13 protein-coding genes are annotated in these 22278 nt (G+C 76.3%); 4 read left to right on the plus strand and 9 right to left on the minus strand.

Features of this window, described 5'->3' with window-relative positions; all coding sequences use genetic code 11:
• Positions 1-3: 3 nt before the first annotated feature.
• Together SMD20_RS07275 and SMD20_RS07280 are read left to right on the plus strand one after the other, a co-directional pair.
• On the plus strand, positions 4-984 hold the full coding sequence (locus tag SMD20_RS07275; RefSeq protein WP_329576632.1) for a DUF2804 domain-containing protein: 981 nt from the start codon (positions 4-6) through the stop codon (positions 982-984).
• A 160-nt stretch (positions 985-1144) separates the two neighbouring features.
• Positions 1145-2149, plus strand: coding sequence for a zinc-binding dehydrogenase (locus SMD20_RS07280; protein WP_329592466.1), 1005 nt, complete (start codon positions 1145-1147; stop codon positions 2147-2149).
• 12 nt (positions 2150-2161) lie between these two features.
• Here the strand turns inward: SMD20_RS07280 and SMD20_RS07285 are convergent, their stop codons facing one another.
• From SMD20_RS07285 to SMD20_RS07310, 6 genes are all read right to left on the minus strand, one after another.
• Positions 2162-3478, minus strand: coding sequence for a condensation domain-containing protein (locus tag SMD20_RS07285; protein ID WP_329576635.1), 1317 nt, complete (start codon positions 3476-3478; stop codon positions 2162-2164).
• The gene (locus tag SMD20_RS07290) at positions 3475-3780 is read right to left on the minus strand and encodes an acyl carrier protein (RefSeq protein WP_329576638.1); all 306 of its coding nucleotides are present in this window, start codon (positions 3778-3780) and stop codon (positions 3475-3477) included. Before SMD20_RS07290 ends, SMD20_RS07285 begins: the two co-directional genes overlap by 4 nt.
• The gene (locus SMD20_RS07295; protein WP_329576640.1) at positions 3777-9263 is read right to left on the minus strand and encodes a non-ribosomal peptide synthetase/MFS transporter; all 5487 of its coding nucleotides are present in this window, start codon (positions 9261-9263) and stop codon (positions 3777-3779) included. The genes SMD20_RS07290 and SMD20_RS07295 overlap by 4 nt, the downstream gene beginning before the upstream one ends.
• Positions 9260-15538, minus strand: coding sequence for a non-ribosomal peptide synthetase (locus SMD20_RS07300; protein WP_329576643.1), 6279 nt, complete (start codon positions 15536-15538; stop codon positions 9260-9262). Before SMD20_RS07300 ends, SMD20_RS07295 begins: the two co-directional genes overlap by 4 nt.
• Positions 15535-17028, minus strand: coding sequence for a class I adenylate-forming enzyme family protein (locus tag SMD20_RS07305; protein WP_329576646.1), 1494 nt, complete (start codon positions 17026-17028; stop codon positions 15535-15537). Before SMD20_RS07305 ends, SMD20_RS07300 begins: the two co-directional genes overlap by 4 nt.
• A gap of 141 nt (positions 17029-17169) precedes the next feature.
• A complete protein-coding gene (locus tag SMD20_RS07310; RefSeq protein WP_329576650.1) occupies positions 17170-18801 on the minus strand; it encodes a RecQ family ATP-dependent DNA helicase in 1632 nt (543 codons plus the stop codon).
• Positions 18802-18935: 134 nt separating this feature from the next.
• On the opposite strand from SMD20_RS07310, the gene SMD20_RS07315 reads away from it, so the two are divergent.
• Positions 18936-19691 (plus strand): ZIP family metal transporter, encoded by a 756-nt coding sequence (locus SMD20_RS07315; protein ID WP_329576652.1) that lies wholly within the window; start codon positions 18936-18938, stop codon positions 19689-19691.
• Between the two features lie 6 nt (positions 19692-19697).
• Here SMD20_RS07315 and SMD20_RS07320 read toward each other — a convergent pair whose 3' ends face one another.
• A complete protein-coding gene (locus SMD20_RS07320; protein ID WP_329576654.1) occupies positions 19698-20084 on the minus strand; it encodes a beta/gamma crystallin-related protein in 387 nt (128 codons plus the stop codon).
• Positions 20085-20235: 151 nt separating this feature from the next.
• On the opposite strand from SMD20_RS07320, the gene SMD20_RS07325 reads away from it, so the two are divergent.
• Positions 20236-21144, plus strand: coding sequence for an aldo/keto reductase (locus tag SMD20_RS07325; RefSeq protein ID WP_329576656.1), 909 nt, complete (start codon positions 20236-20238; stop codon positions 21142-21144).
• Positions 21145-21160: 16 nt separating this feature from the next.
• Here the strand turns inward: SMD20_RS07325 and SMD20_RS07330 are convergent, their stop codons facing one another.
• Together SMD20_RS07330 and SMD20_RS07335 are read right to left on the minus strand one after the other, a co-directional pair.
• Complete coding sequence (locus SMD20_RS07330) at positions 21161-21700, minus strand: TIGR00730 family Rossman fold protein (protein ID WP_329576659.1); 540 nt, start codon at positions 21698-21700, stop codon at positions 21161-21163.
• 43 nt (positions 21701-21743) lie between these two features.
• Complete coding sequence (locus SMD20_RS07335) at positions 21744-22169, minus strand: pyridoxamine 5'-phosphate oxidase family protein (protein ID WP_329576662.1); 426 nt, start codon at positions 22167-22169, stop codon at positions 21744-21746.
• Between the last annotated feature and the right edge of the window lie 109 nt (positions 22170-22278).

A 22278-nucleotide genomic window follows, 5' to 3' on the forward strand; every position in this document is an offset into this window, starting at 1 on the left:
CCCATGTTGACCCATGAGCGGGAGATCACCGAGCCCGTGGACCTCTGCCTGCCCGACGGCCGGCTCAACCCGGCGGCCGTCGGCTGGACCCGGCACCCCCTGCACCGGGCCGAGCTGCGCGGGTGGGGCCGTCGTAAGCGCTGGGAATACTGGGGGATCGTGACACCGGCCCACATCATCGGGCTGGTGGCGTCGTCGCTCGACTACGCCGGCGTCCACGGCGTCTACGTGCTCGACCGCGCCTCCCGCGCGGAGGTGAGCCACGACGCCGTGGTGCCGCTGGCCCGCGGCGCGCGGTTCCCGCAGGTCAGCGGGGCGGGCCCGGCCCGGGTCGCGGGCGGCGGCGTCCGTGTCGAGATCGACCAGGAGCCGGGCGGCACCCGGCTGCGGGCGTACGCGCCCGACCTCACGCTGGACCTGGAGATCCCGCTGCCCGAGGGGCACGAGTCGCTCGGCGTCGTGGTCCCGTGGGGGCCGCGGCGCTTCCAGTACACCGTCAAGGACGTCGGCCGGCCGGTGCGTGGCCGGCTCGTGCTGGGCGGCGTCGAGCACGAGGTGGGCGAGGGCGCCTTCGCGGTGCTCGACCACGGGCGCGGCAAGTGGCCGTACTCCGTGGTCTGGAACTGGGCGGCGGGCCACGCCCCCGGGCTGTCGGTGCAGCTCGGCGGCAAGTGGACCGACGGCACCGGGTCCACCGAGAACGGGCTGTTCGTCGACGGCCGGCTGCACAAGATCGGCGCGGAGCTGGAGTGGACCTACGACCGCTCCGACTGGCTCAAGCCGTGGCGCATCGCCGGGGACGGCGTCGAGGTCGAGTTCACCCCGTTCCACGAGAAGATCTCGCGTACGGAGCTGGGCGTCGTCGGCTCCGAGACGCACCAGTGCTTCGGCCACTTCGGCGGCCGGATCCGGGCCGGCGACGGATCCTGGGTGACGCTCGACGGGCTCACCGGCTGGGCCGAGGAGGCACGCAACCGCTGGTGACCCGCCGCCGCGCGGCACCGGCGGGCGCGGGCCGTATGCTCGCGCCTGGGAGCGGCCGCACGGCCGCGTCCGGATCCGATGGAAGTCCGCGGGACGCCCCGGAGAAAGCCCGGGGCGGGCCCGCGGGAAGTCTGCGGGAAGAAGGAGCGCCGTGACCGACATGCTCGCCGCCCGGCTGCACGTCCCCACCAACGAGCTGCGCATGGAGCGCGTCCCGGTCCCGGAGCCCGGCCCCGGGCAGGTGCGGATCGCGGTGCGCGCCGCCGGCGTCTGCCTGTCCGACGTGCACCTGCTGGACGGCACCCTGCGGCCCGCGTGGCTCACCGGCGACACGGTCACCCTCGGGCACGAGGTCGCCGGCGTGATCGACGCACTCGGCGCGGGCGTGGACGCCTGGACGGCCGGGCAGCGGGTGCTGCTCCAGGCCGGGGAGCTGGACCTGCGCGGTGTCGTGCTCACCCGCGGCGTCGACTACGACGGCGGCTACGCCGAGTACGCCCTGGCGAGCGCGACGACCGTGGTGCCGATCCCCGACGGGCTGCCGTTCGAGCAGGCGTGCGTCATCCCCGACGCCGTCTCCACGCCGTGGGCCGCCGTGACCACGACCGCCGCCACCCGGCCGGGCGACGCCGCCGCCGTGTGGGGCGCGGGCGGGCTCGGCGCGCACGCCGTGCAACTCCTGCGCCTGGTCGGCGCCGCCCCGGTGATCGCGATCGACCCGCTGCCCGCCGCCCGCGAACGGGCGCTCGCGCTCGGCGCCGACGCCGTGCTCGACCCGGCCGACCCGAAGCTCCGCGACACCGTCATGGACCTGACCGGCGGGCTCGGCCTGGACGTCGCCCTCGACCTCGCCGGCGTCCCGGCAGTGCGCGAGCAGGCGCTGACGGTGCTCGGCCCGTTCGGCCGGCTCGTCGTCGTGGGCCTGGCCGGACAGCCCATCACCATCCCCAACGACATCGGCCTGGCCTACTTCCGCCAGTCTGTGCTCGGCCACTACGGCTCCGCGCCGCAGGACGTCCAGCGCCTGGTCACGCTGGCCGGGCGGGGACGGCTGGACCTGAGCAGGTCTGTCAGCGACGTGCTGCCGCTGGCCGAGGCCCCGGCAGCGCTCGACCGGCTGGCCCGCAAGGAGGGCGACCCCGTCCGGCTCGTGCTCGTCCCCTGACGCTCCCCGTGGTCAGCCGGCGAGGGCGCGGGCGAGCAGGCTCTCCACGTCGAGCAGCATGCCCCGCGCCGTCTCCCGCCCCAGGTACGCCGTGTCCGCGATGAGGCTGAGCTGGCCGGTGTCCGGGGCGGTGCCGACGGTGAAGAACGCCTTGAAACGCACGCCCGGCCAGGCGTCGCGCACGTACGTGCGGGTCGGCGGCGCCACGGCGGGCAGGTTCGGCCAGCCGCCGGAGCCGCGCCGGTCGTTGAAGAAGGCGTCCAGGTCCGGCTCCCGTCCGCGGCGGCGGCCGACCTCCTCGCGCATGTCCCGCATGGCGAACGGGTCGTAGCAGGCGTTGCGGTAGGCGGTCAGGGCGGCGCGGTGGGCGGCTCGGCAGAGGGCGGCGAAGTCCGGCTCGCGCAGGTCCAGGACGAACAGCGCGTCCTGGCCCACCGTGGCCACCAGGGCGCGGGTGCGGGGGTCGCGGCGGTTGCTGTGGACGAGCTGCATGACCGCCCGTTTCCTGCCGCTCACGGTCGCGAGGACCGTCGCGCAGGCGGCCAGCAGCACGCTCGCGGTGCTGACCGTCCAGCGGCCGGCCAGCTCGGCGGCCGCGGCGGCGAGCGTCACGGACTCCATCCCGACCTCGACGAAGCGCGGGTCCTCCGGCTCGCCGGGGGCGTGGTCGAACACCTCCAGCGGCGCCTCCTCCAGCACCCCCCGCCAGTACGCGATCGAGCGCTCCGAGCGGGCCAGGAACGCCTCCGAGCGCTCCAGCTCGACCTGGTCGGCCGGTTGCCAGGCGGGCGGCGGCAGCTCCTCGCCCCGCAGCAGCGCCTTCCACTCGGCGGCCAGCAGGGACAGCGCCTGGTAGTCCACGGCCAGGTGGGAGAAGGCGAGCGCGAGCGCCTTCGGCCGGCCGTCGTTCCGCACGACCGCGCAGCGCAGCGGCAGCTCCCCGGCGGGGTCGAACGGGACGCGGGCGAGGTCGGCGGCGATGCGCTCGGCCGCCTGGAGCGCCCGCTCGCCCGGCTCGGGGCCGGTCAGGGCGACCGCCAGCTCGCCGGTCGCCGCCACCCGCTGCACCGGCCCGTCCGCCGCCGCGGCGAAGGTGGTGCGCAGGCTCTCGTGCCGTTCGAGCAACACGCGCAGCGCGTCCAGGACGGCGGCGAGGTCGCGCCGGCCGTAGACGGGCAGCACCCACGGGCAGTTGAGGAAGGACCGGCTCTCGCCCATGAGGGACGAGGCCCGCCACATCAGCCGCTGCCCCCACGTCAACGGCCCCTCGCCCACCCGTGGCGGATCGGCCGCGAACACGACCGGCGCCTCGGCGGACGGCACGGTCACGGGGCGCGCTCCAGCAGGCGGGCCACGGCGGCGGCGAGGTCGGCGACCCGCTCGGCTGTGGCCAGGCCGGCATCGGGGCCGGTGCCCGTGTCCGCGCCGAGGTCCGCGCCGAGGTCCGCGTCGAGGTCCACGGCCACGCCGAAGGTGTCCTCGACGGCGTCCACCAGCCGGATGCGGGCCAGTGAGGTGAGCCCCAGCGCCGACAGGCTGTGCTCGCCCGCCAGGGCCTCCTCGGCGCCGACCGCGCCCTCGGACACCTCGGCGATCAGCTCCGCCAGCCTGCGCTCCAGCCCGGCGTTCACCGGGCACCACCCGCCCGGGACGGGACGTTCACGTCGTTTCCTCCAGAGGTCGCGGAGGCGCCGAGCGCGCGCAGGCCGACGAGGTCGTCGGCGACCGCGTCCGGCACCTCCTGGTCGAAGCGGGCCAGCGCGGGCACCCGCGTCGCGGCCAGCGCGAGCACCACGATGGCGAGGCCGGCCAGCACGTACATGAGGCCGATGCCGCGTCCCGGCCCGGTGCCGATGAGGGCGCCCACGGTCGGGGCCAGCGGCCCGCCGTCCAGCAGCAGCGGGTCGAGGACGGCGGCCGCGTACGGGGCGACCAGGCCGTACCCGATCGGCAGCGTGGACCAGGCGATGAGCGTGTTCATCGCGAAGACCCGCCCGTGGAAGCGCTGCGGCACCTTGACCTGCACGATCGTCGTGTAGATGCCGTTGAGCAGGGTCACCCAGGCGGTCATCCCGCACGCCCCGGCCGCGACGACCGCGAGGTCGGCGCGCAGCCCGGTGAGCGCGCAGCAGCAGCCGAGTGCCAGCGCGCACAGCAGCACCCCGCGCAGCCGCAGCCGCCGCGGCCCGCCCCACACCGTCATGACCAGCGCCCCGGCCAGCGTCCCCGCCCCCGCCAGGAACGAGACCCGCCCCACCTCGGCCAGCCCGGCGAAGGACAGCACCAGCGGCCCGAACATCAGCAGCAGCGGCGCGAGGAAGACGTTCAGCACGACGAAGAACAGCAGCATGCCGACGAACCCGCGATGCCCGACCGAGTAGCGCAGCCCGCCCAGGATCTCGTCCTTGACCGGTTCGCGCCGCCGCCACGGCAGCGTGCGCGGGAAGCGCACGACCAGCAGCACGGCGATCGCGACCGCGTAGCTGACGACGTCGAGGACGAGGATGCCGCCCAGCCCGATCCCGGCCAGCAGCCCGACGGCGAACAGCGGCACCAGGAGCTGGGCGGTGCCGGTGCTGAGCTGCAGGACCCCGTTGGCGTGCCCGAGGTAGAGCTTGGGCACGAGCTGCGGCACGGCCGAGAAGTACGCGATCCGCTGGAACGTCAGCGCCACCGACAGGCAGCCGAGCAGCGGGTAGATGAGGCCGGGCGACAGGTTCCCCGTCCACAGCAGCACGCCGAAGGCGAGCTGGACCGCGAACGCCGCCACGTCGCCGGCCAGCATCACCAGCCGCCGGTCCGCGCGGTCCACGACGGCCCCGGCGATCGGCGCGGCGAGCAGGCCGGGCAGCAGCCCGGCGACGGCCATCAGGGCGAACCGCAGCACCGACCCGGTCTCGGTGTAGACCCACAGCGGCACCGCGAACTCGGTGAGCGCCGACCCGGTGACCGACACGAGCTGGCTCGCGGCCACGGTCAGGAACCGGGCGAGGCCGGGCCTCGGCCCCTCGGGCGCGGGGGCCGCGTCGCCGGCGCGGGACACCTCGTGCGGCCACCAGGTGGCGCCGGGCCGCCGCCCCGTCGCGGGGGCGTCGAGCGTGCGGTGGACGGTGGTGACGATCTCCGCCAGCTCCTCCGCCCGATATTTCAGGAAGAAGTGCCCGGCCTCGGCGAGCACGGCCACGGCCGACACCGGGGCCAGGAAGTGCCACTCGCGGTACCGCTCCTGGTAGAAGTCCGTGGCCGGGTCCTCGGTGCCGACGACGCTGATCACGGGGGCGCGCAGCCGCTCCGCGCCGGAGTCCAGCAGCCGCGTGTAGTACTCCTCGGCCTCGCGCGAGTCGCGGCGCATGTTGCCGACGATGCGGCGGGCCTGGCCGGGGTCCAGCTCGCCCATGTCGAGCCCCATGGAGATGAGCCAGTTGACGTAACGCTGGTCGCCGCGCAGCCGCTCGCCGTCCGCCAGCCGGGCCAGGCGCGACAGCAGCGGGCCGCGCGGCCGGGCGAACGGGAAGATCCCGCCGATGTAGAGGGCTGTCAGCTCGCGTCCCGCGGCCTCCAGGCGGCGGGCCAGCTCGACGGCCAGGGCCGAGCCGACGCCGCAGTGCCCGTAGAGCGCGATCGGGCCGGCCACCTTCTCCAGGATCTCGGCGGCGCACGCGGCGGCCAGCTCGTCGAACGGCAGCCGTTCCTCCTCCACGCCCACGTCGTGGCCGGGGATCGCCACCGACCACAGCGCGTGGTCCGCGGGCAGGGCGTCGGCGAGCGGCTGGTAGACGACGGCGCTGCCGCCGCCGTAGGGGACGCACACGTACGTGAGCGCCGGCGCGGCGGCGGGAGCCGGGGTGAGCCGGTGCAGGAGGGCGCGCGGCCCGCGCAGTCCCGCCGGGGTGTCGGCGAGCCGCGCCAGCTCGCGGACCGTCCGGTGCTTGAAGACGTCCATGACGCCCACCGCCGCGCCGGTCCGCGCGCGAAGGAGCGCGACCACCCGGGTGGCGAGCAGCGAGTGGCCGCCGAGGTCGAAGAAGTCGTCGTCCGCGCCCACCTCGTCCAGGCCGAGCAGCTCGCCCCAGATGCCGGCCAGCGCCCGCTCGGTCGGCGTGGCGGGGGGGACCAGCGCCACCCCGGCGTCGCGGGCGGCCATCGGGGCGGGCAGGCGGCGGCGGTCCAGCTTGCCGCTCGGGCCGAGCGGCAGGGCGTCCAGCGTGACGTAGGCGCCCGGCACCATGTGGTCGGGCAGGGTCCTCTTCAGCCCGGCCCGCAGCCCGGCGTGGTCCGGCGGGCTGTCGCCGCGCGGGGTGACGTAGGCGACCAGGCGGTCCTCGCGGACGACCACCGCCGCGTCGCGGACGGCGGGCAGGGCGCGCAGGGCGGCCTCGATCTCGCCCGGCTCGATGCGCAGGCCCCGCAGCTTGACCTGGTCGTCGAGGCGGCCGAGGAACTCCAGCGTCCCGTCGGGACGCCACCGGGCCAGGTCGCCGGTGCGGTACAGCCGCGAGCCCGGCGGTCCGTACGGGTCCGGTACGAACCGCCCGGCGGTCAGCGCGGGCCGGTTCAGGTAGCCGACGGCCAGCCCCGCGCCGCCGATGTGCAGCTCGCCGGGCACCCCCACGGGCGCGGGGGCGAGGGCGGCGTCGAGGACGTACAGGCGGGTGTTGGCGATCGGGCCGCCGATCGGCACCCGGGCCAGGCCGGCGAGCGCGTCCGGCCGGCAGTGCCAGGCGGAGACGTCCACGGCGGCCTCCGTCGGCCCGTACAGGTTGTGCAGCTCCGCGGCGGGCAGCGTGGCCACGCAGCGGCGGGCCAGGTCGGCGGGCAGTTCCTCGCCGGAGCAGATCACCCGCCGCAGCCCCCGGCAGCCCGCCGCCCCCTCCTCCGCCAGGAAGACCGCCAGCATGGACGGCACGAAGTGCGCGGTGGTGACGCCCTCGGCGGCGATCAGGCCGCGCAGGTAGGCGGCGTCCCGGTGCCCGCCCGGCGCGGCCAGCGTCAGCCGGGCTCCGCAGCGCAGCGGCCAGAACAGCTCCCACACCGACACGTCGAAGCTGAGCGGCGTCTTCTGCAGCACGACGTCGCCCGCGTCCAGCCCGAAGCGCTCCTGCATCCAGTCCAGGCGGTTGGCGATGGCGCCGTGGGTGTTCGGCACGCCTTTCGGGCGGCCGGTCGAGCCCGAGGTGTAGATGACGTAGGCGACGTCGCCGGGACGGGACTCCGGCAGCGGGCCGCCGTCCCCGCCCGGCCAGGCGGCGGGATCGTCCAGGTCGAGCACGAGCGCGGCGGACGCGGGCAGCGCCGCGCGCAGCCCGCGCTGGGTGAGCAGCGCCGCGGGAGCGGAGTCGGCCAGCATGAACGCCACCCGCTCCGCCGGGTACTCGGGATCGACCGGCAGGTACGCGGCCCCCGCCTTCAGCACCCCCAGCAGGCCGGGCAGCAGGTCGAGCGAGCGTTCGGCGCACACCGCGACCACCGACCCCGCGCCCACCCCGTGGCCGCGCAGGGTGCGGGCGATCCGGTCCGCGGCGGCGTCCAGCTCCGCGTACGTCAGCGAACGCCCCTCGAACCGCACCGCCACGGCGTCCGGCGTGCGCGCGGCCTGGTCCTCGACGCGGCCGTGCAGGGTGGCAGGGCCCGGGTAGGCCGCGGCCGTGTCGTTCCACGCCTCCAGGACCAGGCGGCGCTCCTCGCCGGTCATGAGGTCGATCCGCGACAGCGGCAGGTCCGGCCGGGCGGCGACCCGCTCCAGCAGCGCGCACAGGTGCCCGGTCAGCCGCTCGGCCGTCTCCCTGTCGAACAGGTCCGTGTTGTGGACGAGCAGGCCGCCCTCGCCGTCGCCGGCGTACAGCTCCAGGTCGTAGCGGGTGGCCCAGGACCGTACGGGGAAGTCGGCGGCGCTCAGCCCGGCGGGCGGGTCCAGGGCCGCGCCCCGGTAGTTCTGCATCGCCAGGATCACCCCGAACAGCGGTGTCCTCGACACCTCGCGCGGCAGGTCCAGCTCCGCGACGAGCTGCTCGAACGGCAGGTCCTGGTGGGCGAAGGCGTCCACGGCGAGCGCCCGCACCCGCTCCAGCAGCTCCGCGAACGACGGGTCGCCGGACAGGTCCACCCGCATGGTCAGCATGTTCACGAAGCAGCCGACCACCCCGTCCAGCTCGGGCGACGGGCGGCCGGCCACGGGGGAGCCGATGGCGACGTCGGACGTGCCCGCGTACCGGCCGAGCAGGGCGGCGAACGCGGCCAGCAGCACCATGTACGGCGTCGCCCGGTGCTCGCGGCCCAGCCGGGCCAGGCCCGCGGCCGTCTTCTCCGGCAGCGCGAAGGAGCAGGCCGCGCCCGAGTAGGTGGGCTCGGGCGGCCGGGGCCGGTCCACCGGCAGGTCCAGGGGCTCCAGCCCGGCCAGCCGGTCGCGCCAGAACTCCAGGTCCCCGGCGGCCGGGGGGCGGGCGCGCTGCCAGGCCGCGTAGTCGGCGTAGGTCACCTCGGGCGGCGGCGGGGCGGCCCCGTCGTAGCGGGCGTACACCTCGCGCAGCAGCAGATCCGCCGACCAGCCGTCAGCCGCGATGTGGTGCACCGCGAGCGCCAGCACGTGGTCGCCGGGGTCCAGGCGCACGAGCAGCGCCCGCGCCGGCGGGCCCGCCGCCAGGTCGAACGGGACCGCCAGGAACTCCTCCACCAGGGCGCGGGCGGCCTCCTCGCCGGGCGCGTCGCGCACCGTCAGCGGCAGCTCGCCGTCCTCGGCCACCGTCACGCACGGCCTGCCGTCGCCGGTGGCGGGGAAGCGCATGCGCAGGGCGTCGTGGGCGGCGGCGGTCGCGGTGAGCGCGGCGGCCAGCCGGTCGGCGTCGAGGGGGCCGCGCAGCCGGACCCGGACGGGGACGGTGAGCTGCGCGGTGCCCGGGGCGAACTGCTCCAGGAACCACAGCCGCTCCTGGGCGTGCGACAGCGGCGGCGGCTCCCCGCCGGGCCGCGCCGGGATCCCGCGCCGCCCCCCGGCCGGCTCCGAGGCCGCCGCCGCCGCGCCCTGCCGCAGCCGCCTGGCCAGCAGCTCCCGCTTCACCTCCGACAACCCGCCGGCCACGGGCCGGCTCTCCGAGGGGGCGTCGGCGCGGTCGCTCATCGGTGGGGCTCCGCGTCCAGCAGGCGGGCGGCCTCGGCGTCCGACAGGTCCGACAGGTGCTCCATCAGCAGTTCCTCCACCGCCTCTGCCAGGCCGGCCACGGTCGGCCGGTCGAAGACGGCGCGGACGGGGACCTCCACCTCGACCGCGTTCCCCAGCAGCGCCGCCACCCGCGTGGCTAGGAGCGAGTGCCCGCCGAGCGCGAAGAAGTCGTCCAGCGCACCGACCCGCCCGCCGTCCAGCCCGAGCACCCGCGTCCACACCCCCGCCACCAGCGCCTCGGCGTCCGTTCTGGGAGGCACGTGCTCGGCCGCCCGCTCGGCCCCGGGCGGCGGCAGCGCGGCGGCGTCCACCTTGCCGGCCGTCGTCAGCGGCAGCGCGTCCAGCCGCACCCACGCCGACGGCACCAGATGCGCCGGCAGCGTCCCGGCCAGGGCGCGGCGCAGCTCCTCCGTCGCGGCCTCCCCGGCGACGTAGGCCACCAGCCGCTCCTCGTACGCCGTGACCACGGCCTGCCGCACCCCGGGGCAGGCCAGCAGCGCCGCCTCCACCTCGCCCGGCTCCACCCGGAAGCCGCGCACCTTGAGCTGGCCGTCCAGGCGGCCCAGGAACTCCAGCGTCCCGCCGGGACGCCACCGCACCCGGTCCCCGGTCCGGTACAGCCGCGAGCCCGGCCGCCCGTACGGGTCCGGCACGAACCGCTCGGCGGTCAGCGCGGGCCGGTTCAGGTAGCCGTGCGCCAGCCCCGCCCCGCCCAGGCACAGCTCGCCGGGGAACCCCGGCGGCACCGCCTCACCGTGGGGGCCGAGGACGTACGCCGTCGTGCCCGCGACCGGCCGCCCGATCGGCGGGCGGCGCACCGCGTCGGACGCGCCCAGCGTCGCCGCCGTGGCGATGACCGTGGCCTCGGTCGGCCCGTAGGTGTTGACCAGCCGCACCCGGTCACCGAACCACTCCCGCCACCGCGCCACCGCCGCCGCGTGCGCCTGTTCGCCGCCGAGGATCACCAGCCGCAGCCGCTCCGGCCAGCGCACGTCCCCGGGCGACTCGGTCAGCCGGTGCCAGTACGCGGTGGGCAGGTCCAGCACGGTGACCTCCCGGCCGGCCGGCGTGCGCAGGACGTCCGGCAGGGTGGCCGCGCCGCCGGGCAGCAGCAGCACCGACGCGCCCGCCGCCAGCGCCGGGTACAGCTCCTCGGCGTGCGCGTCGAAGCCGAGCGAGGCGAACTGCGCCACCCGGTCGCCGGGGCCCAGCCCGTACGCCCGCCGCATCCACGCCACCCGCGCCGCCAGCGCCCCGTGCCCGACCACAACCCCCTTCGGCCGGCCGGTGGAGCCGGAGGTGTAGATCACGTACGCGGGGTCCTGGGGGCCGGGCGCCGCCCACCCGCCGAGCCACCGGTCGTCGCCGCTGCCCGAGCAGTCCGACGGCACCAGCACGGGCGTGCCCGGCGGCAGCCGCAGGGCCGGCTCCGCGTCCGTCACCACCAGCCGGGCGCCGCTGTCGGCGATGAGGAACGCCAGCCGCTCGTCCGGGTGCTCCGGGTCCAGCGGCAGGTACGCGCCCCCGGCCCGCCACACCGCGAGCAGCGCCACGATCGCCTCCACGGACCGGCCCAGGCACACGCCCACGACCGATCCCTCGGCGACGCCGCGCCGCCGGAGCGCCGCCGCCAGCACCGCGGCCCGCCGGTCCAGCTCGCCGTAGCCGATCCGGTCCGCGCCGCACACCAGCGCCGTGGCCGCCGGGTCGGCGGCCACGGCCCGCGCGAACAGCACCGGCACCGGCTCCATCTCCGGCGCTGGTCCCGCCCCCGGCCCCGGCCACGGCTCCGTGGCGTCCATGGGCGCGGCCTCGTCCCAGGTCAGGGCGGCCTCGTCGGCCTCGGTGAGCATCGGCAGCCGCGACAGCGGCCGGTCCGGGTCGGCCGCCACGCCCTCCAGCAGCACCGCGAACCGCGCCGCCAGCCCCTCGGCGGTGGCCGCCGCGTACCGGGCGGCGTCGTAGCCGAGCACCGCCCGCAGCCCGTGCTCGTCGCGCCAGGTCTCCAGCGCCAGGTCGAACTTGGCCTGCCGGTAGTCGGCCTCGAACAGCCGCACCCGCAGCTCGCCCATCCGCTCGGGCGGGGTGCCGTCGCCGGCCTGGCTGTGCAGGATGACCATGGTGGACAGCAGCGGGTTGCGGCGCAGGTCGCGCGGCACCCCCAGCTCGCCGATCAGCCGCTCGAACGGCACCGTGCGGTGCGCGTGCGCCTCCAGCACCGACCGCCGGGTGGCGGCGAGCAGGTCGCGGAAGGCCGGGTCGCCGCCCAGGTCGCCGCGCAGCACCAGCGTGTCCGTCAGGTAGCCGATCACCGGCTCCAGCTCGACCCGGTCGCGGGCCGCCCACGGCGTGCCGACCAGCACGTCCCGCTGCCCGGTGTGCCGGGCCAGCAGCGCCTGGTACGCCGCCGCCAGCACCATGAACAGCGACGCGCCCTGCTCCTGCGCCAGCCGTTCGAGCCGGGCCACGACCTGATCGGGGACGCGGAAGGCGTGGAACGCCCCCTCGGCGCGGCCCCCGCCCGGCAGGTCGGGGGGCAGCTCCAGCGCGGGCGGGTCCGCCAGGCGCCGCCGCCAGTACGCCAGCGACTCCTCGGCCTCGGCGCCCGTGTCCCGCTCGCGCTGCCACAGGGCGACGTCGCCGTACTGGACCGGCAGCGGCGGCAGCGCCGCCTCCCGCCCCGCCACCCGCGCCAGGTACAGGGCGAACAGGTCGTCGAACAGGACGCCGAGCGAGGCCCCGTCGGCGATCACGTGGTGCAGCACGAAGCACAGCACGTGCGTGCCGGGACCGAGGCCGAGCAGGCTGATCCGCAGCGGCGGCGCCTCGGCCAGGTCGAACGGCCTGTTGACCCGCTCGGCCACCAGCCGCCTGGCCTCCTCCTCCGGGTCGGGCGCGGAGCCGGCGTCCAGCCGCTCGACCACCACCGGCCCCGGCGGACGGACGACCGCGACCGGCTCGCCGTCCACGTCCCCGAACGACGTGCGCAGGCTCTCGTGCCGCGCCACCACCGCCTCGAGCGCCCCCAGCAGGGCGGCGACGTCGAGCGGCCCGTCCAGGCGCAGCACCAGGTACATGTTGTAGGAGGCGTCGTCCGGGTCGAGCCGCTGCAGGAACCACAGGCGCTCCTGCGCGAACGACAGCGGCGGCGCCGTCCCGGCCGGCCGGGGCCGCGGGCCCTCGCCGGGCTCCTCGCGCGGCGCGTCGCGCAGCCGGGCGATCTCCGCGGCCACGCCCTCGACGGTCGGATCGTCGAAGAAGGCGTCCAGGGTGACCTCGACGCCGAGACGCTCCCTGATCCGCGCGGTGATCTGGGCGATGGTGAGGGAGTGGCCGCCGAGGTCGAACAGGTCCTCGTCCGGGCCGATCTCGTCATCCTCGTCCAGCTCCAGCACCTCCCGCCAGATCCCGCGCACCTCCTCGGCCAGTCCGGCGGCGGGCACGGGGGCGGGCACGGGGGCGGGCGCGGGAGCCGGCCGGGGCGCGCGCGGGGCGTCGGGGAGGGCGGCGCGGTCGAGCTTGCCGACGGGGTTCAGCGGCAGGGCGTCCACGGTGACGTACGCGGCCGGCACCATCGGCGCGGGCAGCGTACCCGCCAGATGCGCGCTCAGCTCGGCCGGATCCGGCTCCGCCCCCGGGGCCGGGACGACCCAGGCGACGAGACGCCCGCCCCGCAGCGCGACGGCGGCACCGGCCACGCCGGGGTGCTCCGTCAGCCGGGCCTCGATCTCGGCCGGCTCCACGCGGTGCCCGAGCAGCTTGAGCTGGCCGTCCTCGCGGCCCAGGAACTCGAGCGCGCCGTCCGGCCGGTGGCGGGCCAGGTCGCCGGTGCGGTACAGCCGCGACCCCGGCGGCCCGAACGGGTCCGCGACGAACCGCCCGGCCGTCAGCCCGGGAGCGCCCCGGTAGCCGCGCGCCACGCCCGCGCCCCCGACGCACAGCTCGCCCGCCACCCCCTGCGGGACCGGGCGCAGCCGCTCGTCGAGCAGGTGGATCCGGGTGTTGGCGAGCGGCCGGCCGATGGTGACCTCCTCGTCAGCGCCCACCTCCGCGTACGTGCTCCAGATCGTCGTCTCGGTGGGCCCGTACACGTTGACGACCCGCGGGCACCGCCCGCGCAGCTCGGTTGCGAGCGCGGGCGGCAGCGCCTCGCCCCCGGCCAGCGCGGTCACCCCGCCGATGCCGCCGGGCAGCAGCAGCCGCCACACCGACGGCGTGGCCTGGACGTGCGTCACCCCTTCCGCGACGGCGAGCGCGGCCAGCGCGGCGGGCGCGCGCACCGCCCCGGGCGGAGCCACGACCACCCGGCCCCCGAAGGCCAGCGGGAGGTAGAGCTCCAGGGCGGAGATGTCGAACGCGGGCGAGGTCAGCGCCAGCCACACGTGCGCCGGGCCGGCGTCCAGGCGGTCGCGCATCGCCAGCAGCAGGTTCGCCAGGTTGCGGTGCTCCACCTCGACGCCCTTCGGCCGACCGGTGGAGCCGGAGGTGTAGATGACGTACGCGAGGTCGCCGGGCCGCGGCCCCTCCCCGGGCGGCGGCTCGGGCGCGGGACCGCCGCCGTCCACGGGCACCACGGGAACGGTCAGCCCCTGGGGCAGCACGTCCTCGGACAGCACCAGCCGGGGCCGCGCGTCCTCGGTGATCATGGCGAGCCGTCCGGCCGGATGGTCCGGATCGAGCGGCAGGTATGCGGCCCCCGCCTTGAGCACCGCCAGCAGGCACACCGGCAGCCGCGCCGAGCGGCGCAGATGCACGGCCACCAGGTCGCCGCGCCCCACGCCCGCCGCGCGCAGCCGGCCCGCCAGCCGGTCGGAGGCGGCGTCGAGCTCGGCGTAGGTGAGCGAGCGGCCCTCGCCGGTCACGGCGACCGCGTCCGGCCGGGCGCGCACCTGGGCGGCGAAGAGCGCGGGCAGCGTCGCCTCCGGCGGGTAGTCCGCCGCCGTGTCGTTCCACGCGGTCAGCAGCCGGCGCCGCTCGGCCGGGCCCAGCACGTCCAGGTCGGCCAGGCGGGCGCCGGGGTCGCGGGCGGCGTGCCGCAGCAGGGCGCGCAGCCCGTCGGCGAAGCGCTCCACGGCGGCGGCGTCCAGCGCCGCCGGGTCGTGGCGCAGGCACAGGGCGAGCCCGTCCCCGCCGTCCACGAACTGCAGGTGCAGCGGGTTGCGCACGCCGCCGCCGAACATCATCCGGTCCACCGTGACGTCCAGCCCCGGCCAGTCCGGCTCAGGGTCGTCCGCCCGCCTGCGGTAGCTGACGGTCACGGGCACGGCGGCGCCGCGCGGCAGGCCGAGCGCTCGCGCGGGCGGCACCTCCCGGAACCGGTACAGCTCCCGCAGCTCGGCCCGTACCTCCTTGACCAGCTCGGCGAACGCCTGCCCGGCCGACGGGCGCGCGAGGACGGGCAGCTCGTTGACGAACGGGCCGACGTGGTCACGGGTGGCCGCGTCGCGCGTGGTCACGTCGATCCCGACGACGGTCGCCTCCGCCGCCGCCGGGTCCGTGTAACGGTAAAGCAGCGCGTGCACGGCCGCGAGCAGCACCTCGAACGTCGTCGCGCCGGCCGCCCGCGCCACCGCGGCCGCGTTCTCGCCCAGCTCCGCCTCGACGCCGCTGCCCGACTGCACGCCGGGACCGTGGCGGCGGACCGTCCGCCGCTGGCCGGGCAGCACCAGCTCGGCCGGTTCCGTCCGGCGCCCGGCCCAGAACGCCCGCGCCGCCGGCAGGGCGGCCTCGGCCCGCCCGCGTTCGGCGGCGGCGGCCGGGGCGAACGGCAGCGGCGTGACCGGGCCGCGCGCGCCGGTCGCGTAGAAGCGGGCGAGGTCGCGTACCAGGATGTCCTTGGACATGCCGTCGAAGACCAGGTGGTGGGCGACGAACAGCAGCAGGTGCCGCCCCGGCCCCGCGGGCGCCAGCGTGAACCGGGCCACCGGCCCCCCGTCCAGGTCGAACGGCCGGGCGACCTCGTCGCGTACCAGCCGCTCCAGGGCGTCGGGCCCGGACGGGCGCGCGAGCGTCACCGGTGGCTCCCCGGCCATGGTCAGCCGCGCCCCGCCGCCGTCCCCGGTCACGGTGGTGGCGAGCACCGGGTGCCGGGCGACCACGGCCGCGCACGCCGACAGCAGCGCGTCCACGTCGAGGTCGCCGTCGAACCACAGGGCCAGCGGCAGGTGGTAGGCCGGCCCCGCGCCCATGCGCGCGGCGATCCACATCCCTTCCTGGGCGTACGACGGCGTCACGGCCGTTCTTCCTGGGTGAGCAGGTCGAGCAGGCGGGGTTTGACCACCTTCCCGAGATGGTTGCGCGGCAGCTCCCCGACGAACAGCAGCCGGCCGGGCAGCTCGTGCAGGGCCAGCCGGTCCAGCAGGAACTCCCGCAGGTCGGCGGCGCTGAGCGGGCGCCTCGCGACGACGGCGGCCGCGGGCACCCGGCCGAGCACCGGGTGCGGCAGGCCGACCACGGCGGCCTCGGCGACCGCCGGGTGCTCGTACAGGGCGGCCTCCACCTGGAGTGTGGACACCTTGAACGCGCCGGACTTGATCACGTCGTCCTCTCTGTCCGCCAGGTACAGGTAGCCGTCGCGGTCGAGGTGACCGACGTCGCCCATGCGCACCCATCCGTCGCGGAACACCTCGCCGGTCAGCCGGTGGTCGCCGTAGTAGGCGCGCGGGCCGGCGGGGGAGCGGAGCCAGATCTCGCCCTGCTCGCCCGGCCCGGCCGGCGAGCCGTCGGGGCGGAGGACCTTGAGCTCGCCCCCGGACGCGGGGCGCCCCACGGAGGCGGGCCGGGCCGGGTCCACGATCATCACGGTCTGGGCCGGGGCGGCCTCGGTCGAGGTGTAGTAGTTGACGATCGTCGCCTTCGGGAACGCCTCGGCCAGGCCCGCGGCCACGGCGGGCGGCAGCCCGGCGGCGGTCGAGCCGAGCAGCCGGACGCAGGTCAGGTCGTGGCGCTCGTGCACGCCGGCGTTGAGCAGCTCGATCGCCATGGCGGGCACCACGAACACGGTCCCCACCCGGTACGACTCGATGAGCCGGGCGAAGCGGCCCGGCGTGAAGCGGGGGAGGGTGAGCGCGGCCGGGCGGGCGTCGAGGGCGTTGACGAGCATCGTCTGCCCGGCGTTGCTGCCGATCGGGAAGGCGTGCAGGAAGTGCCGCGAGTGGGCGAGCTTGCGGCGGCGGGGGCCGGGGTCCACGCCGTGGGCCAGGTTGGCGTGGGTCGCGCCGACGCCCTTGGCCCGCCCGGTCGTGCCGGAGGTGTAGATGATCTGCGCCAGCTCCCCGGGGAACACCCCGCGCGCCTCACCCGCGACACCGGGACCGGTGTCCTCCAGGTCGGCGGGGGTGGCCCGCCAGCCGCCCACGTCCGGCGGGTCCAGGCCGGGCGCGTGCACGACGGCCGCGACCGCGCAGTCCGTGAAGGCGTGCCGCACCTCGGCGGGCGCCAGCCGGTCCGACAGCGGCACCGCCACGCAGCCGGAGCGCAGGACGCCGGCCCACGCCACGGCGTAGCCGATCCAGTCCCGCTCGCCGAACAGCAGCCCGACCCGTTCGCCGGCCGCGACGCCCCGCCGGACCAGCGCCCGGGCGACCCGGCCGGCCCGCTCGTCCCACTCGCCGAAGGTGACCGCGCCCACCCCCGCCACCTCGATGGCGGTCCGCCCGGCGTCCTGCCGCGCGCGGAGCGCGAGCAGACCGGGCAGCGTCAGCGGGACGCTGCCCGTTACCACTGAACGTAACCGAAATGTTTCGAACGCATTCCTCACCTCACCAGCTGATGCGGGCGTTTGGTGGGAGAAGAATAAGCAATCACGGCGGCCATGCACCAGAGAAAATTTAAACAAGTGAGCCGAAAGTTTCGGAGACACTGCTCAGGACGTGTCCCCGTCCGCCCGCGTCAGCAGGTCCTGCTCCAGCACCGCGTCGAGCTGGAGCTCGCGGTAGCCCGCCTCCTCGAACAGGACCGTCAGCCGGTCCTCGCCGCGCTGGATCACCTGGCCGGGACCCCACGTACGGTGCTCCACCCGCGCGTGCAGCGGGAACGGCCCGCCGCCCGGCCCGGCGGGCCGCGCGGCCGTCCCCGCCCGGCAGGTGTCGCAGTTGCCGCACGGCTCCGGCAGGTGCTCCCCGAAGTAGCCGAGCAGGAAGCGGCGGCGGCAGTCCTCGGTCTCGGCATAGCGGCGCATCATCTCCAGGCGGGTGCGCTCCACCTCGCGCCGCCGCTCGGCCAGCTCCCGCGCCAGCGCCGCGGCCTCCGCCGGCTCGGGCGCGCCGGGCACGGGGTCCACGCGCCGGGTGCCGAGCCGGGCCGCGCCCACCCGTTCCAGCAGGTCGAGCAGGCCCGTCAGGCGGCGCGGGGACAGGCCCGTACGCTCGCGCAGCTCCTTGCGCCCGGCGCCCGGCCCGGCCGCCACGACCGCCGCGGCCACCTCGGCCAGCGTCCCGGCGTCCGGCACGCCGCCGGTGAAGTAGCGCTGCAGCCCCAGGTCCTCCGGACGGTAGAACAGCACCGCGGCGGCCGGCTCGCCGTCCCGTCCCGCCCGGCCGATCTCCTGGTAGTACGAGTCCGGCGACCCCGGCGCCTCGGCGTGGAAGACGAACCGTACGTCCGGCTTGTCGATGCCCATCCCGAACGCGTTCGTCGCGACCACCACCTCCAGCCCGCCGTCCATGAACCGGTCGTGCACCTCGTCCCGCTCCCGGCGGCGCATCCCGGCGTGGTAGGCCGCCGCCCGCACGCCCGCCTCGTTCAGCAGGCCGCTCAGCTCGCCGGTGCGGCGGCGCGTGGTCGTGTACACGATCCCGGGCCGCTCCTGCTCCGCCACCGCCGCGACGATCTCCGGGGCCGGGTCGTCCAGCATCCGGCGGACCTCCAGCGAGATGTTCGGCCGGTCGAAGCCCTGCACGAGCTCCACCGGGTCACGCATGCCCAGCCGCTCGACGATCTCCGCCCGCACTGGCGGGGCGGCGGTCGCGGTGAGCGCGGCGATCACCGGCCGGCCCAGCGCCTCGGCCACCGGCCCGAGCCGCAGGTAGTCGGGGCGGAAGTCGTGCCCCCACGACGACACGCAGTGGGCCTCGTCCACCACCATGAGCGACGGGGCTGCGGCCCTCAGCTCGCGGATCACGTCGGGCCGGGCGAGCTGCTCCGGCGCGCAGAACAGGAACTCCGTCTCGCGCGCCCGCAGGGCCTCGAACGTGGCCGTACGCTCCCGTGCCGAGGTGCGGGCGTCCAGGCTGGCGGCCTCCTCGTCCCGCTCGCGCAGCGCCTCCACCTGGTCGCGCTGCAGCGCGATGAGCGGCGACACCACCAGGGTCGGGCCCTTCAGCAGCAGCGCAGGCACCTGGTAGATCGCCGACTTGCCGCTGCCGGTCGGCATCACCGCGAGCGTGTCGCGGCCCTCCGCCAGCGCCGTCATGGCGGCGAGCTGGCCCGGACGCAGCTCCTCCAGCCCGAGCGCCTCCCGCGCCACCCGCTCGCACTCCGCCGCCGCCTCGCCCATGTCCCCACCTCGCCTGTTGCCTCGCCTGCCCCTCCTCCCTGCCCGCCGCCCCCGCCTCCAGCCCTCCGGGGCACTGGACGCCGGGGACGAAGCGGATGCGAAGATCGTGGGATCGGCGTTACGGAGGTGCGGTGATGCCCGGTTGGCTGGAGGCGGGACTCTGGGGTTCCCTCGCCGGAGGCGCGCTGCTCATCGGGGCCGCGGTCGCCTGGTTCCGTCGCGTCCCGCCGCGCGCGATCGCCGCGATCATGGCCTTCGGCGCCGGCGTGCTCATCGCCGCGCTGTCGTTCGAGCTGCTGGACGAGGCCGAGCGCACCGGCGGGCTCGCCCCCACCGCGGCGGGCTTCCTCGGCGGGGCCTGCGCGTACGTGGCCGCCAACGCGCTGCTCGCCCGGCACGGCGCCCGCCACCGCAAACGCTCCGGCGGCCAGCAGCCGAGCGAGGCCGACGTCCAGGGCAGCGGTGCGGCGATCGCCGTCGGCGCCCTGCTCGACGGGGTGCCCGAGTCCGTGGTGCTCGGCCTGTCGCTGCTCGGCGGCGGTGACGTCGGCCTCGCCGTGGTCGCCGCCGTCTTCATCTCGAACGTCCCCGAGGGCCTGTCCAGCGCCGCCGGCATGAAGCGGGCCGGCCGCAGCGCCGGCTACGTCTTCGGCATCTGGGGCGGCATCGCCCTGGCCAGCGGCCTGGCCGCGATGCTCGGCAACCTCGCGCTGGAGTCGGCCTCCCCGGCCGCCGTCGCCGTCATCATGGGCGTGGCGGCCGGGGCCATCCTCGCGATGGTCGCCGACACGATGATCCCCGAGGCGTTCGAGGACGCTCATCTGCTGACCGGCCTCATCACCACCGCGGGGTTCCTGACGGCCTTCGCCGTCGAACGGCTGGCCGCCTGACCCCCGTCAGGGGGACAGGAACATCGGGTTGTCGTGGCAGGTCCCGTCCGGGCGGCGGCGTACGGACGAGATGGCGTCGCCGAACTGCCACTGCTGCTCGTGCAGGTCGTAGAGGCTTTGTCCGGGCAGGACGCAGTACGACCTGCCGCGGTAGGTGTCGTGCTGGTACACGACCCAGGCGTTGACGTCCTGGTTGACGATGGAGCTCACCCGGTCGCCCCCGGAGCCCGAGATGTCGCCGTTGGTCGCCGTGAACGACCAGGAGGTGCCGGCGAAGCCGCTGTCCTGGAACAGCACGAGCGGCCCGGCAGCCTGAGCCGGGGCGGTGGCCGCCGACACGGCGACCACCGCCGCGGCCGAGATCGCCGCGGCGATGCGGATGTTCCTGTGCATGGTGGTGCCCCCGTCGAGTAGTGGTTGCTCTTCCTACTCCCGCTGGGCGTTCCAGCACGTTCCATCCCGTTCCGCGAACCCTGCTAGAATTGCGGAACACGTCAAGCCTTTCCGGCCGGAGCCATCTCCGCGGCCCGGGGAGGCTTTTTTCATGTCCACTCAGCAGAACACCCAGCAGAACATCGCAGGAATCTGGCGGCTCGGCGGCGAGCTGCCGGTCAACAGGATCGGGTTCGGCGCGATGCGCCTGACCGGCCGCACCGCCTTCGGCTCCCGGCAGGACCGGCCGGCGGCGGCCGCCCTCCGCGAGCGCTCGATCGCCGTGCTGCGCCGCGCGGTCGAGCTCGGCGTCGACCACATCGACACCGCCGCCTTCTACTTCTCGCCCCTCCTCTCGGCCAACGAGCTGATCAACCGGGCGCTCGCCCCCTACCCGGACGGCCTGGTGATCGCCACGAAGGTGTGGGCGGGCCGCGACCCGTCCGGCGAGTGGTGGTGGGCCCGGCCCGAGCAGCTTCGCGGCCAGGTCGAGGAGAACCTGCGCCAGCTCGGCCGCGACCATCTCGACCTGGTGAACCTGCGCGTCCCGCCGAGCCGCAGGGACGCCCCGCTCGCCGAGCACTTCGGCGCCCTCGCCGAGCTGCGCGAGGCCGGGCTCGTCCGGCATCTCGGGCTCTCCAACGCCACCGCCGCGCACCTGGCCGAGGCCCGCGCCATAGAGCCCGTCGCCTGCGTCCAGAACGCCTTCGGCATCGGCGCCCCGGCCGCCGAGCGGGAGCTGCTGCGCGCGTGCGGCGAGCAGGGCATCGCGTACGTGCCGTTCTTCGCCATCGCCGGCGCCGGCCGGGAGGCGGGCGCGCCGGCGGCCGAGGACGAGCGGGTGCTCGCCGTCGCCCGGGCGCGCGGGGCGACGCCGGCGCAGGTCAGGCTCGCCTGGACGCTCGCGCAGGGCCCGCACGTCCTCGCCATCCCTGGCACCGGCGACCCCGTCCACCTGGCCGAGAACGTCGCCGCCGGAGCGCTGCGGCTGTCCGCCGAGGAACTGGCCCTCCTCGGCTGAACCCCCTGCGGCCCGCTCACTGCACGCCGAAGGTCTCCTCCAGGTAGGCCATCGCGCCGACCGGCTCCTCGGCGAAGAACATCAGCTCGGTGAGCGGGCGCGGCAGGAAGCCCTCGTCCTCCATACGCTGGAACTGCTGCTTCAGCCCGTCGTAGAAGCCGGCCGTGTTCAGCAGCACGACCGGCTTGTCGGTGTGGCCGTGCTTCTTCAGCTCCAGGATCTCGGTCGCCTCGTCCAGCGTCCCGGTGCCGCCCACCATGATGACCACCGCGTCGGCCTTCTCCAGCAGCAGCCTCTTGCGTTCGCCCAGGTCCGCGGCGATCACCATGTCGTCCACGCCGGGGCGCGCCTTGTGCGCGAGGAAGTGCACCGACACGCCCATCAGCCGGCCGCCGGAGGCGTGCACCCCGTCCGCGACCACCTTCATCAGCCCGGCGTCCGAGCCGCCCCACACCAGGGTGTGGCCGCCCTTGCCGATCAGTTCGGCGAGCTCGCGGGCGGGGCGGGTGTAGGTGTCGGCGAGGTCGGCGGCGGAGAGGAAGACGCAGATGTTCATGCGCACACCCTAGGCCCGCCATGTCCGCCCGGGGACCGTCCCGTCAGGGGCCTTCCTCGATGCGGGTGGCGGTGACCAGCTCGGGATGGATCCGGACGACCACGCCGATCTCCTCGCCCGGCCACGGCCGCAGCAGGCGCAGGGCGCGGGCGATCTCCTCGTCGCTCTCGACCAGCCCGGCGCGGCCGGTGAGCACGATGCTCCATCCGTGGCGGGTCGCCGTGTCCAGCACGTCCGCCTCGTACACGACCGGCGCGACCTGGGAGAGCAGCGAGACGACCGCGCAGTCCTCCGGCAGGCCGACGAGCACGTCCTCGCCGTCCATGACGTGGCTGACCAGCCGGATGCCCGGCAGGGCGCGGCTGATGAACACGAGCCTGCCGAAGGTCACGTTGCCGAGCAGGCGCAGGCCCTCCGGACGGGACAGCGGGCGGCTGACGGGTGTTGGCTGGGTGGATCGGTACGGCACACCGACACCTTCCTGCAGCCGGGCCCGCCGCCGGTAGGGACCAAAGTCCCTTGTCGGGACGCTCCGGGTCACCCCGCCCGCGCCCGGTCCCGGCGGGCGCGATAGAAGA

Origin of the sequence: Nonomuraea sp. LP-02, assembly GCF_036289125.1 — a bacterium.
GTDB classification, from domain to species: domain Bacteria; phylum Actinomycetota; class Actinomycetes; order Streptosporangiales; family Streptosporangiaceae; genus Nonomuraea; species Nonomuraea bangladeshensis.